Annotated in this window: 12 protein-coding genes, 2 pseudogenes and 1 other annotated feature; of the genes and pseudogenes, 9 read left to right on the forward strand and 5 right to left on the reverse strand. The window is 37.9% G+C overall.

Going from position 1 to position 12,562, the window contains the following annotated elements:
- Window positions 1–104: 104 nt before the first annotated feature.
- The 7 genes and pseudogenes from FTU90_RS11755 to FTU90_RS11785 form a co-directional block, all read left to right on the forward strand.
- Window positions 105–1,028 (forward strand): annotated as a pseudogene (locus tag FTU90_RS11755) (ISL3 family transposase); the annotation flags it as partial.
- Window positions 1,029–1,449: 421 nt separating this feature from the next.
- Complete coding sequence (locus FTU90_RS11760; RefSeq protein ID WP_159138898.1) at window positions 1,450–2,649, forward strand: integrase arm-type DNA-binding domain-containing protein; 1,200 nt, start codon at window positions 1,450–1,452, stop codon at window positions 2,647–2,649.
- A gap of 33 nt (window positions 2,650–2,682) precedes the next feature.
- On the forward strand, window positions 2,683–2,904 hold the full coding sequence (locus tag FTU90_RS11765) for a hypothetical protein (RefSeq protein ID WP_001986288.1): 222 nt from the start codon (window positions 2,683–2,685) through the stop codon (window positions 2,902–2,904).
- 143 nt (window positions 2,905–3,047) lie between these two features.
- Entirely contained in the window at window positions 3,048–3,749 is a 702-nt protein-coding gene (locus FTU90_RS11770; RefSeq protein WP_004282341.1) for an IS1 family transposase, read from the forward strand.
- Entirely contained in the window at window positions 3,736–4,485 is a 750-nt protein-coding gene (locus FTU90_RS11775) for a transcriptional repressor KorB C-terminal beta-barrel domain-containing protein (protein ID WP_227607606.1), read from the forward strand. Before FTU90_RS11770 ends, FTU90_RS11775 begins: the two co-directional genes overlap by 14 nt.
- A 223-nt stretch (window positions 4,486–4,708) precedes the next feature.
- Window positions 4,709–5,368 (forward strand): plasmid mobilization relaxosome protein MobC, encoded by a 660-nt coding sequence (locus FTU90_RS11780; protein ID WP_180041309.1) that lies wholly within the window; start codon window positions 4,709–4,711, stop codon window positions 5,366–5,368.
- Window positions 5,368–6,441: a relaxase/mobilization nuclease domain-containing protein gene (locus tag FTU90_RS11785; RefSeq protein ID WP_104516576.1), complete on the forward strand. Its 1,074-nt coding sequence runs from the start codon at window positions 5,368–5,370 to the stop codon at window positions 6,439–6,441. The genes FTU90_RS11780 and FTU90_RS11785 overlap by 1 nt, the downstream gene beginning before the upstream one ends.
- 45 nt (window positions 6,442–6,486) lie before the next feature.
- Here the strand turns inward: FTU90_RS11785 and FTU90_RS11790 are convergent, their stop codons facing one another.
- The 4 genes from FTU90_RS11790 to FTU90_RS11805 form a co-directional block, all read right to left on the reverse strand.
- Window positions 6,487–7,422, reverse strand: a complete 936-nt coding sequence (locus tag FTU90_RS11790; protein WP_015060294.1) for a hypothetical protein — start codon at window positions 7,420–7,422, stop codon at window positions 6,487–6,489.
- Window positions 7,423–7,493: 71 nt separating this feature from the next.
- Window positions 7,494–7,832 (reverse strand): DUF192 domain-containing protein, encoded by a 339-nt coding sequence (locus FTU90_RS11795; protein ID WP_180009812.1) that lies wholly within the window; start codon window positions 7,830–7,832, stop codon window positions 7,494–7,496.
- 116 nt (window positions 7,833–7,948) lie between these two features.
- Window positions 7,949–9,244 (reverse strand): Y-family DNA polymerase, encoded by a 1,296-nt coding sequence (locus FTU90_RS11800; protein ID WP_180009810.1) that lies wholly within the window; start codon window positions 9,242–9,244, stop codon window positions 7,949–7,951.
- A gap of 24 nt (window positions 9,245–9,268) precedes the next feature.
- Complete coding sequence (locus FTU90_RS11805) at window positions 9,269–9,727, reverse strand: LexA family transcriptional regulator (protein ID WP_257222423.1); 459 nt, start codon at window positions 9,725–9,727, stop codon at window positions 9,269–9,271.
- A gap of 18 nt (window positions 9,728–9,745) precedes the next feature.
- Between FTU90_RS11805 and FTU90_RS11810 the strand changes: the two genes are divergently transcribed.
- Together FTU90_RS11810 and FTU90_RS11815 are read left to right on the forward strand one after the other, a co-directional pair.
- Window positions 9,746–10,878, forward strand: a protein-coding gene (locus FTU90_RS11810; protein WP_257222425.1) for an IS3 family transposase whose coding sequence is annotated in 2 segments (ribosomal slippage) — window positions 9,746–9,998 and window positions 9,998–10,878 — 1,134 coding nt in all. Because the reading frame shifts where the segments join, the coding sequence is not laid out codon by codon here.
- Window positions 10,879–11,070: 192 nt separating this feature from the next.
- Window positions 11,071–11,643: an HdeD family acid-resistance protein gene (locus tag FTU90_RS11815; protein ID WP_159139015.1), complete on the forward strand. Its 573-nt coding sequence runs from the start codon at window positions 11,071–11,073 to the stop codon at window positions 11,641–11,643.
- 296 nt (window positions 11,644–11,939) lie between these two features.
- On the opposite strand, the pseudogene FTU90_RS11820 reads toward FTU90_RS11815, so the two are convergent.
- Window positions 11,940–12,364: pseudogene (locus tag FTU90_RS11820) on the reverse strand (transposase); the annotation flags it as partial.
- Window positions 11,973–12,089 (reverse strand) — a sequence feature (AL1L pseudoknot). It overlaps the preceding pseudogene by 117 nt.
- Window positions 12,365–12,562 lie beyond the last annotated feature (198 nt).

The following is a 12,562-nucleotide window of genomic DNA, read 5'->3' on the forward strand; positions in this document are numbered from 1 at the left end:
ACTAAGATACAGGCTTTAATTGTTATTTACTTTAAATACATGTTCTCAAAGTGAAAGTATTGATTTTAATGGATTTTTAATAGTTTACTCTTGATAATATTGCGGGCCTGGACGAGAAGACGGTACGCGACATTTTCAACGCCCGCGCCGAATTCCTGGGGCGCTGGCACCGCTTCGAGACGCCCCGCATTCTCGGCATTGACGAGTTGTACCTGAACAAGCGCTACCGCTGCATCCTGACCAACATCGAGGAGAGGACCCTGCTCGACCTGCTGGCCACCCGCCGTCAGGACGTGATGACCAACTACCTGATGAAGATGAAAGACCGGCAGAAGGTCAAGATCGTCAGCATGGACATGTGGAATCCCTACCGAGCAGCGGTCAAGGCGGTGCTGCCACAGGCCCGCATCGTGGTCGATAAGTTCCATGTGGTGCGCATGGCCAACGATGCCCTGGAGAAGGTGCGCAAGGGCCTCAGGAAGGAGCTGATGCCCTCCCAGAGCCGAACCCTCAAGGGTGACCGGAAAATCCTGCTGAAACGCGCTCACGAAGTCTCAAACCGGGAACGCCTCATCATGGAGACCTGGACCGGCGCATTCCCACAACTGCTGGCCGCCTACGAGCACAAGGAACGTTTCTACGGCATCTGGGACGCTACCACACGGCCCCAGGCAGAAGCCGCCCTGGACGAGTGGATAGCCACCATCCCGAAGGGCCAGAAGGAAGTCTGGAGCGATCTGGTCAGGGCTGTAGGCAACTGGCGCGAAGAGATCATGACCTACTTCGAGACGGACATGCCCGTCACCAACGCTTACACGGAGTCCATCAACCGACTGGCCAAGGACAAGAACCGTGAAGGACGTGGTTACTCCTTCGAGGTGATGCGGGCACGAATGCTCTACACCACGAAGCACAAGAAGAAGGCCCCGACCGCGAAGGTCTCTCCGTTCTACAAGAAAACCATCGGTTACGGACTGCCGGACTTCGCAGAGGAACTCAACTACGGGGTCGATCTATCAACCATCTGATAATGGTATCAGGTTGGTGGGGTAAAGGTGCCCCATCAACCATTAAATCCGTATACCCATTATTATTTAATTAAGTTAAAAGACTGCTATATAGCGGTCTTTTTTGTTTTTGAGCTCTACAAATTTTAATGAGTACATATAGTTACTTTTATAAAAATGATAATAAAGGGTAGAGGAGGTCATCTAAGAATTTAAAGCACAAGACTTATTTAACATTGATGACAGAAAAAGTGAGTTGTTGGGAACTTAAAGAAGAGGTGGTACTTATAATGGTTACTAAAATACAAATACTTAAAATATTAAATATATAAAACAATATATTACAAATATATATGATGCGTAGTGTACGCATCATATATATTTTCTTCTATTTTGATATAATGGATCTCGTCAATCCGCTGATAGGTTTCATTTAAATTTCATGAGTCTTACTGAAATTAAAGTTCGCCAAGCTCATTGCAAGGAAAAAACTTGTTTTTTATCCGATGAAGATGGACTTAGCCTGAAGATTGAGCCGACTGGAAGAAAATCTTGGTGCTATCGCTATACAGATCCACAAACAAAAAAACGTCGCCGCATTCAGTTGGGGCTTTATCCTGATTTATCGCTGAAAAAGGCACGACAAGTCAAAGATGACTTTAAAGACAATAATTATTGTTTTGAGTATGATACTGTCTCTAATGTCATCACCTTTCGTAAGGTAGGGGAGGAGTGGCTGCAGTTCAAACTGAAAAATGCATTTAATGATTCACCCCGCTGCGGTGTACTACAGTTAGCAGAAAGATGTTTACAGCAAGATATTTATCCAGACCTTCAGGATTTACCTTTTCAAAACATCAAGCGTTATGACCTGGTTTCAGTAATCAAAAAAATAGAGGGACGCCAAGTAAAAGAACCTGTCAAGAAAGCTTGTAGTTATTTGAACCAAATTTATGACTACGCTGTAGCGATGGGTTATTGTGAATTCAACATCGCGCATGGTTTAAATAAAATCGCCATTAACAGTAAAATCAAGAAGAATTATCCGTATTTGAAAGCGGAGGATATATCAGATTTTAAGAAAAATTTATTAAAATTGGATGCCCATCCGATTATTAAAAAAGCACTGCTGTTCAAATTACATACTGGCGTGCGAGGGGCTGAATTGTTATTGGCTGAGCCTCATCATTTTGATTTAAATGAAAAAATCTGGAAAATACCTGCCTTGCATATTAAACAGTTTCGACGAAAAGTCATATTAGGCCATGAGATTCCCGACTTCTTAGTTCCACTTTCAGATCAGGCTTTAGATATTTTAAAAGACGTCATGCAATGGTCATACGGTGAAAAGTACATTTTTGCTAGCCCACGGAAACATAATCAACCGATTCATTTTAATACATTAAATATGGCTATACGTAAGATGGGCTATGGAAAACATCAATTATCCTCTCATGGACTACGTTCCACTTTTAGTACCATTTTGAATGACTCAGGTTTGTTCCAGGATAACTGGATTGAGGCACAACTTTCACATATTGATAAGAACCGTACCCGTGCCAGCTATAATCACGCTGACTATTTAGCCCAGCGGACTGAAATGATGCAGTGGTGGGGTGATTATTTAAGTACTGCTAAGTGAAAATCGTACTTTTATACATAGACTTAAAACATTATGGGGTTTCAAATGGATAGTAAACAATATACTTGCCGTGTTACATGGTCAGCAGAATATAATGAGTATGTTGGGTTGTGTGCTGAGTTTCCATCATTGTCTTGGCTTGATGCGGATCAGTCTAAAGCATTCTCAGGAATAGAGGAGCTCGTTGCTGATGTTGTCGCTGATATGATTAGCAATAATGAAAAAGTTCCTACACCACTCTCCGGGAAAATATAGTAGGCAGTTTGTTGTCCTTGTTCTCAGTGGTTCAACAAAAACTAGCCCTCGAAGCCGCAGAACGTGGCGTGGACATAAATTGTTGGTGGTGTTTCAAAAAGTATGCTGAAAAAAAGCAGGTTGGATTTTGATAAAATAGAGAAATGCGAATAACTCTAGAAATCAAGTGTCCAGCCTGCCTAAGTGACAGTATAAAGAAAAATGGCACAAAAGTAGATGGTAAGCAAAATTACCAATGTAAAATATGCAGACGTCAATTTATTGGTGATCATGCTCTCAGTTATCAAGGCTGTCACTCAGGTATCAAAACCAAAATATTACACCTCATGGTGCGAGGCAGTGGTGTCAGGGATATAGCAGAAATTGAAAGAGTAAGTATCGGTAAAGTTCTACGGACACTTAGCCAATCAAAATATCAACTTCGAGCACAGCAAAGTCATTATGAAACCCTTGAAGTAGATGAGTTTTGGACTTTTGTTGGTCATAAGCAAAATAAACAATGGCTAATTTATGCCTATCATCGAGAAACAGGTGAAATTGTTGCTTATGTATGGGGTAACCGAGATTTAGCCACTGCAAAACGACTTAAATTAAAATTGAAGCAGTTAGGTGTAAGCTATACATGTATATCAAGTGACCATTGGGATAGCTTTGTTACGACCTTTAAAGAATGCAAACAGTTGATTGGTAAATTTTTCACTGTGGGTATAGAAGGCAATAATTGTCGATTACGGCATCGAATCAGGCGAGGCTTTAGGAGAAGCTGCAACTTCTCCAAAAAGCTTGAAAATCATTTCAAAGCCTTTGATTTAGTGTTCTTTTATATCAATAATGGATTCGTTTAATGCCAGCATACTTTTTGAAACACCACCGGAGAATAAAGAACGCCTTAACCATTCACCTATTGAGCTTGCACTTTTCATCCAAAAGAAAATTAAGCAAGGCGAGAAGAAAAACGTAATCGCTAAAAAGTTAAATGAAGATCCTGTTTTTATTTCTACTCACCTAGCTTTAGTGGATATGCCAGAGTGCTTATCTAAGGCTTATGATGCAGGTTTTAAATCTCCAAAGACTTTGTATGACTTACGCAAACTTTGGGAATCATTCCCTGAAGAAGTAAACGCTTGGGTGGATGAATCTTTAGAGAATGGTCAAGACATTATCAGATCGAAAGTACAGGCTCTATCTAAAAAGTTAAAAGAACCTAAGCAAGCTGAAGCGACTGAAGCAGATCCAGAATCAGAACCACAGGCGCAAGAAAGCCAAGAGCAAACCGCTATTATTGATGATAATGAATCTTTCAATTTTAATGGGAATGATCAAGCTGAAGCGACTGAAGAACTTGAAGTTAAAAAACTGATGGATCAATCGAACCAGAAAGAGCAGCCAGAAGCTAAAGAAGAAGATCCAGACAAAATCAAAAAACCGCTTTTAGTTGTTATTCATGACGGCAGACAAGCGAACCTGATGCTTAATAAAAAGCCTTCTTCTTTGGGTTTTGCATGGATCAAATACGAAGATGGAACAGAGGTATCCGTAGATTGCAGCAGCCTTGAAATCGAGTATTTACAAGAAGCCTAAACCTACCAATGGAAAAAGACCTTGCTAATGCAAGGTCTTTTTTTGGGCGGGTTTTCCCGACCACCTAGCTTGATTACCCTTAGTCATGACTAAGGAGAAAAGAGGGAAAAAAAGAAGATATATAATCTAGGGCAGGATAGGCAGTAGCCGTTAAAATTGCCATTTTGTCACCCAGTTGATAGAATGGGATAAGCAAAATATTACTTTGCTTATGGAATTAATCATGACTAAAGACAATAAAATCTTTTTCAGAGTTGATCGGGCAGTGCTTGATTGGTGGGAAGCAAAGTGTGAAAAACAGGGAATTAAGAAAGGCGCACCTTTCCAAAAAGCGTTAGAACTTTCTTATCAAAAAGAGAATGATCCTAACTTTTCAGGACAAGATTTTTCCTTGAATCTGGAAAAGGACTTAACCGAAAAAATCTATCAGTTAGCTAAGTTTGAAGAAGTAGATCCAGACGACTTGATCAAAAAAATGATCAAGGAAAAGTTATCTGAAATAGAAAAAACGCAAGACGTTATAGATGTATTTGAAAAAACATCACGCAAAGAATTACGGCTTAAACCAAGTTTGATGAAAGCCATTAATGAGAAAGCAGCACAGATCGGCATGAAACCGAATCAATATATCATTTCGGTTTTAACAGCTAATGTCACAAAAGATTCAATATTCTTTAGCCAGGAAGAAGCTCTTAAACTTGGCGAATCAAATAGTCAGCTTTTGGCGATTGGTAGAAACCTAAACCAAATGGCTAAGAATATGAATCAGGGTATTTATGAATCTTACGATAGAGAATTTGTCGAGCGAGTACATCAGCTAGTAAAAGCTCAAGTTAGGCATGTTTTCACTCTATTAGAGCGCAATAAAAAGAGGTGGGAATAATGGCTAACGGAAGCAGTAAGACTACCAGAGAAGTGCAAAGCACTTTGCTTGCTCATGGTGAGCAGCTACTTAACGGATCTAAAGTTAAGCGTGTTAATCAGACCCAAAGTTTAGATACTTTTTTAAATGATCTGTCTAAGCCTAAAAATGGATCTGGCCATTCAGCTAAATCAGCCCCTAAATCATCTCCAAATAGCGTTAAGGCAACTTTAAATAGAATCAGTAAAAAGACCCCTGAAGTAATGGTCAAGGTTACTGGTGGAGGTAATTCTATGGGGAAGGTGAAAGCCCACATGGGATATATCACACGGAATGGGCAATTAGAGGGAATTGATCAGGACGGAAATAAAGTTAATGGTAAGGATGATATAGAAGATACTGCTGAAGATTGGCAAATGTCAGGTACACCTATTTCTGATGAAGAATCTAAATATAAGCAGGCTTTTAATATTGTGTTATCTATGCCGAAAGGTACGGATGAAAAAGGCGTTTATGATGCTGCAAAAGAATTTGCAGAGGAACATTTTAAAGACCATAAATATATGATGGTGCAGCATACCTTTACCAATGACCCTTCAAAAGATCCAAGTGAAAACCCGCATGTGCATGTTGTTGTTAAAGCTGTTTCTGAAAAAGGTGATCGGTTAAATATCAGGAAGGCTGATCTTCAGGAATGGCGAGAAAGTTTTGCTGAAAAATTAAGATCCAGAGGGATTGAAGCGAATGCGACAAAACGTATAGCTAGGCTTCAAAAAAATAGAAGTGATAAGCAGTCAGTTAAACAAATGAAAGAGCAGGGCAAATCGTTTAAGCGATATGGTAAAAATAAGGCAAGTCCAGAACGTGTCCAGAAAGCTAAACAGCAAGAAAAAGAAGCATTGACGCATTACAAGGAAATTACTAAAGCTCTATCACAGTCACCAGATCCGCAAGATAGAAAACTAGCAGTTGATCTAGTGGACTATTTACGGAAACAGGTAGAAGTGAAAAAACCAACGCCACAGCCACAGATTCAACCTAATAAGCTAGATCTTCAACACGGAAAGAACAAGGGGAAAGAGCAAGACCGTTAATAATATAAGGGAAGGATAAGGCGCAATACTGTGCTTTAGTGCCCTTTAAAAATCCTTAATTTTCTGAGCGGGCATACCTAATTTAAACATCCTATTAAGCTCAAAAATTGCATATTTTAAATCTTTTTCAGGTATATGCTTAACATCAAAATATTCAATTTGGCCAAATCTCGCTTTATATAATGCAATTCGTTCTATTCTGTGTCGTTGCATCTGCACTGTTGACGACATAATTCGATCCATTAAATAGAATAAGTAATACGATGTGATCTGCATACTGTCTTTAATCATAAATCCATGATTTTTTGTACTTTTATAGTCATATAGTGTTTCATCAATACAAATATCTGCATCTATCCCCCCTAGTGCAACACGGATATTTGCAGAATATCTGGGATTGTATGTGATCAGACTATCAGGCTTAATAAGACCATTCTTAATGAATACATTATCAAAATTTTTGACTAGGGAAGATATATCTTCGTAAACCACGTTCTCCGTTGGTTTTAGTATGTCTTTCTTTGTTGCTACTGGTAGAAATCCAGATCGCCATAGATTTTCTAATTTAGCCAAAAGAATAATTCCACCAATAAATTCTTCATTTAGTTCTAAATCGTTTGATTTATTAGCTAGTAGAAAATCTATGTGATTTTGAATTTTTTTATACAATACCAAAATGCTTTTATTTTTCGTTTCCTCTAGAAAGCTGATAATTTTAGGTTGCTCAAATTCCTTAGCACTCAATTCAGTATTCGTGTAGTACGCACAAATTATTTTAGATAAGTAGTCAAATGCTGTACCAACCAAGCCTGAATCATAACTACTCGTTAATTTATGTTCACTCATAACTTCATAATTAGTAAAAGGAGGAATACCACTGTAAGTTTTGAAATCTTTTTTTTGGGGTGCGACACTTTTTATAATTTCTTTTACTTCCTTGCACTTAGGATCTGAAGATTTCAGTATCGACATTAAAGACATATTTTATACTCTTTATCCATATAGTTACTATTCAAACAATTTTAAAGATACTAAAGACTAGATTGAAAAATCTAAGTTTTTATTCTTTCTAATGCAAATTGAATCTTTTCTTTGGGGCAATACTGCTTTTTGGAAAACTTTTCCATTACAGCCGATCCAATAATTTTTTTATCTGTATTAAAGAAAAATATCTCTAAGTCATAAGGTACATTGACCATATTAAAACAGGTATAAATCGGCTTTTTCCACGTAAAGACTAAAGGCTTTAATGAAGGATTTTCTTTAAAACCTATTTCTTGATCATGCTCCCTATATAGGTACAGAGCCGTTAATTTTTTTCCATTAAAGCTAAACGTCTTTACTTCTTTATCTTGATCAAAGTAAGGGTTATAAACCTGTTTAAAGGCCATAACAGACACTACTATTAAAAGAGCTATAAACGCTGCATATTTTAATTTCAATTCCTGTTATTCCTTTTAGCCAGGTGGCAAGTCACATGCAAAAAAATTATCTTAGTCATGACTAATTATTTAACACTCATAAGTTGATCCCATTTAAAGTAATTGGGAGACAGCTTATTACGTGACATATTCCAATTTCTATCAGGTAGCATACTGGCACCTAATCCTATTTTTCTCTTACCAAATTTATTCTGTATATCATCGAGTGAATCCATAAGTTTATTACTTGATTCTATCTTGTTCATGTCCGTGAATAAGTCATAAATATGAGTGGCTTTAGGTTCAAGACAAGTGAGGATAACTCCACATTTTTTAAATCCAATATTCTTTTGGTATAGCTGATCAACCATTGAGGTAGCAATTTTAGAAAGTAATAAACTATTGTCTGATGGATCGGGTAAAGCGTAAGACAAAGATTTATTATAAAAAGGCTCAGAAGTATCAAATGGATTAGATTGAACAAAACTAATAATACAGCCACATAGTAAATTTTCACTTCTTAAACGGCTTACGGCATCCTGAACATAAAGCGTAATCGCTTCTTTAAGATCCTCACAGCTATAAACTTTCTGGCCAAAGGAACGGCTTGCTATTATTTGTTTTTTTGCTTTAGGACTTTGCTCAATTTCAATGCAAGAAATTCCCTGTAATTCTAATAGAGTTCTGTGCATGACTACAGAGAATTGATCTCTAATCATTAAGGGTGAAGCACAAACAAAATCTAGAACTGTATTAATGCTTAGGCTATTCAGCTTTTTAGTATGCTTTCTACCAATCCCCCATACTTCACTAACTTCTATAGATTGATATAAGCCCTCAATCGAACAATAGTCCATTGAAACAAGGTTACATACACCTTTTAAATAACTATTCTTTTTAGCGATATGATTAGCCATTTTTGCTTCTGTTTTAGTCCGTCCAATTCCAATACAGGCCGGCAAACCTAGCCAACGTGAGAGCCGATCCAGAATTAAATGAGCATAAGCAGTTAGATCATAATTTGAAGCATAAGCAGTTAGATCTAAAAAGCATTCATCAATCGAATAAATTTCTTGTTCTTGAGGTGTAACAAATTCAGCTAGGACTTTTATAAATCTGCGGGACATTTCCGCATATAGAGCATAATTACTCGAAAGGACTGTAATATTGTGCTGCTCTACAAGCTCCTTGAGTTGAAAAAGAGGTACACCCATCTTTATTCCTAAGTCTTTAGCTTCTTGTGAACGAGCCACAGCACAACCGTCATTATTAGATAATACGATTACTGGCTTATTATTCAGGCTTGGATTAAAGACACGTTCACAGCTTACATAACAGTTATTAATGTCTACCAAAGCAAAAATCTTATTTTGATTTTCCATGTAGATTAGACCAATAGGATTAGATTATTTATGTTTCCTAAATGGCTTAATGACAAAGGTCACTACACCCCATATTAATAATTCTTGGCAATCATTAAGGTGAATATCGTCATAATCTGGATTTTCAGCTTTAAGCCAACACTTATCACCTTCAATCATTAACCGCTTAACGGTGAACTCATTGTCAATTAAAGCAATAACAATATCTTCGTGTTTAGCTTCAAGACTACGATCCACTAAAAGCTCGTCATCAATTTCAATGCCTGCGTCACGCATGGAAAGAGAAGCTACTTTGACAACAAATGTTGCAGCTTCATTTTTCACAAGGTGTTCATTCATGTCTAAAGTTTTATCAATGTAATCTTGTGCGGGAGAGGGGAAACCAGCAGCTACTTTTTCTGAAGCTAAAGGAAAGAGGTGGATCAGGAAATTTGAACAACACCTATAAGTGATATTTTGCTCCCCAAATGATGTTATAAACATCGATATAAGGAGTATTTTATGGCACGTAGACCAAGAAGAAATCATTCAAATGATTTTAAAGCTAAGGTAGCACTTGCTGCGATTAAAGCAGAAAAAACACTTGCTGAATTGAGTGCTGAATTTGATGTTCATCAAAACCAAATTATCGACTGGAAAAATCAATTGATTTCGGCTTCCTCGCAAGCCTTCGATCAATCAAAAGCTCCAGCAGAACCACCCATTGATCTAAAAAAACTACATGCAAAAATCGGTGAGCAGGCATTAGAAATTGATTTTTTAGAAGGTGTGTTGAAGAAACTGGGCCGCTTCAACCACAAAAGTTAATCGACGACTCACTTCAGATTTCAGTATCTAAGCAAGCTAAGCTACTGAAAGTCTCCCGTGGTTGTTATTACTATCGCCCAAAACCTGTGAGTGCATCAGATCTGAAGCTGATGCGCTGTATTGATGAATTACATATGCAATACCCTTTTGCAGGTAGCCGTATGATGCGTGATTTATTGAACCGTCAAGGACATCATATAGGACGACGTCATACATGTACTTTAATGAAAAAAATGGGCATTAATGCGTTATATCGTAAACCAAATCTAAGTCAGGCCAATCAAGCTCACCGTAAATATCCATATCTGCTCAAAGGATTGAATATTCAACGGAGTAATCAAGTGTGGGCAACGGATATAACATATATCCCTATGGCAAAAGGCTTTGTCTACTTATGTGCTGTGATTGATTGGTACAGCCGTAAGGTGCTTGCCCATAGCGTATCGATTAGTATGGAGGTTGCATTTTGTATAGAAACATTAAATGAAGCGATTGAAAAATATGGATCACCTGAAATCTTTAATACAGACCAAGGCAGTCAATTTACCAGTGATGCGTTTATTGAAGTGTTAAAATCAAATGACATCCAAATCAGCATGGACGGTAAAGGTCGTTGGGTCGATAATGTGATGATTGAACGATTATGGCGGAGCGTTAAATATGAGGAGGTTTATCTCAAAGCCTACAGCAATGTTTTGGATGCGAAGAAGCAATTAAACGCATATTTTGAATTTTATAATTTGAAACGACCTCATTCGAGTCTGGACAAAATGACTCCAGATGAGTTTTACTATGACCAGCTACCACAACAAAATAAGGTAGCTTAACTAGAGCAGAATATCACTTATAAATAAGCTTTTAGTTGTTCAAACAAGTGGGACCACCTCTTTATATCGATGTTAATCGGCTACTAAAACATAATTTTATTTTTTTATGCAAGAGGAAACGTAAGATTCTTCTAAAGCCAATCAAGTTTTAAAGTATGATCAGTCAAATAAGACATCACTTGAGAAGAAAAGATGAAAACAGTAGGCAATGACTTGGTACGTAGTCAGTTGCATCAAAAGCGAAAATGGTATCTGGGGCTGGGCATTTTACTAGTGATTTTTGGTCTGGTCTTGCTAGCGACTTTACCCTTTGCAACCTTGTCCGTGGTATTCATGTTTGGCGTACTGATGATGATCGGCGGGATTCTGCATTTTGTTGCTGCATTTAAAATTTTTCATGGCGGTTTTCGCTGGTTCTGGGCCTTATTCGGTCTTTTATACTTGCTTGCCGGATATTATGCGTTCAGTACACCGCTACAGACCGCGGTGGTCCTGACCCATATTCTGGCGATTATTCTAATTATTGCAGGTATCATCCGGATCTTGAATAGCCTTTTGTTTCGCGCTCTGGGTGGATGGGGCTGGACTTTATTTTCAGGCATCTTGACCCTGCTGGCAGGGATTGTGATTTTGCAATCCCCAGATGCACCGTTTTGGGTCCTGGGCCTGTTTCTGGCGATTGATATTTTATTTCAGGGGATTAATTACCTGACATTTGCGTCTTATATCCGGTATGAAGTCCCGAAAAGTTCAGCTGAGCTTTAAAAGCTCGCATCAAGAGCGCTCCGTGCGCTCTTTTTTATGTCTTGTGATGAATATAAGTGTGATCAGTTTATGTCAAAAATCTTTGTACTTGCGCCGGGTTCCTTATACTGAACTTGCATAAATTATGTTGTGTAACGTATGTAACAAGTTGAAATTATTAAAAATAGGATAACTAAAAATGCAACCGACTGAATTAAAAAAATTACCAGACTGGTTATTAGAACAGTTACCCCAAATAACTGAACCAGCAATTTTATCACTTATAGGTGTTGTTCAAATTTACGGAGCCATCTCTTGTCAGCGAGATCTAAAGTTCGGTAATAGGTTGAAGCTGCGATCGGTAAAATCCTACAAATCGCATCAACACCATATAAGTCTTTATTGTTATGGATGAAATCCACCATTATTTGTGTGGGCGGTCGAGCTCCGCCTGGGCGAAAAAAGCGGCTGCTTTACGTAGAATTTCATTGGCACGCTTTAATTCTTTAATTTCACGTTCCATTTGCTTCATTTTTTCTTGATCAGATATCTGTTGTACTTTAATAGGATTTTGCTGATCTAAATGCTTTTGATGCCAGGCACGAAGTGTTTCAGGAGTACAACCAATCTTAGGCGCAATTGCTGTGATTGCAGCCCAAGTAGAAGGATAATCTTTTTCAGATTCAATTAGTAATTGAACCGCTCTTTCTCTAATTTCGAGGGTATAGGTTGGTTTTGTCATCGGAATAGTCTCTCAGAATATTGAGTCTCCGACAAACCCGGTACGGTTCATTGTTTGTGTTTGGACAAAAGTGATGAATGCAGACCGTTTTGATGTGAAGAAATCATGATCTGAATATTTAAGATAAAAAACCGGCTTTAAGCCGGTTTTTTTATTTAACTTGTAGAATCAATGGTTAATTAAATGGTTACTAAAAAG

The organism is Acinetobacter sp. YH12200 (assembly GCF_013418175.1).
GTDB classification, from domain to species: domain Bacteria; phylum Pseudomonadota; class Gammaproteobacteria; order Pseudomonadales; family Moraxellaceae; genus Acinetobacter; species Acinetobacter pseudolwoffii.

What these genes read in the sequence shown, in the direction of transcription:
- FTU90_RS11760 (WP_159138898.1), top strand. Translation starts at nt 1,450, where the DNA reads ATGAGTCTTACTGAAATTAAAGTTCGCCAAGCTCATTGCAAGGAAAAA.
- FTU90_RS11765 (WP_001986288.1), top strand. Translation starts at nt 2,683, where the DNA reads ATGGGGTTTCAAATGGATAGTAAACAATATACTTGCCGTGTTACATGG.
- FTU90_RS11770 (WP_004282341.1), top strand. Translation starts at nt 3,048, where the DNA reads ATGCGAATAACTCTAGAAATCAAGTGTCCAGCCTGCCTAAGTGACAGT.
- FTU90_RS11775 (WP_227607606.1), top strand. Translation starts at nt 3,736, where the DNA reads ATGGATTCGTTTAATGCCAGCATACTTTTTGAAACACCACCGGAGAAT.
- FTU90_RS11780 (WP_180041309.1), top strand. Translation starts at nt 4,709, where the DNA reads ATGACTAAAGACAATAAAATCTTTTTCAGAGTTGATCGGGCAGTGCTT.
- FTU90_RS11785 (WP_104516576.1), top strand. Translation starts at nt 5,368, where the DNA reads ATGGCTAACGGAAGCAGTAAGACTACCAGAGAAGTGCAAAGCACTTTG.
- FTU90_RS11790 (WP_015060294.1), bottom strand. Translation starts at nt 7,422, where the DNA reads ATGTCTTTAATGTCGATACTGAAATCTTCAGATCCTAAGTGCAAGGAA.
- FTU90_RS11795 (WP_180009812.1), bottom strand. Translation starts at nt 7,832, where the DNA reads ATGGCCTTTAAACAGGTTTATAACCCTTACTTTGATCAAGATAAAGAA.
- FTU90_RS11800 (WP_180009810.1), bottom strand. Translation starts at nt 9,244, where the DNA reads ATGGAAAATCAAAATAAGATTTTTGCTTTGGTAGACATTAATAACTGT.
- FTU90_RS11805 (WP_257222423.1), bottom strand. Translation starts at nt 9,727, where the DNA reads ATGTTTATAACATCATTTGGGGAGCAAAATATCACTTATAGGTGTTGT.
- FTU90_RS11815 (WP_159139015.1), top strand. Translation starts at nt 11,071, where the DNA reads ATGAAAACAGTAGGCAATGACTTGGTACGTAGTCAGTTGCATCAAAAG.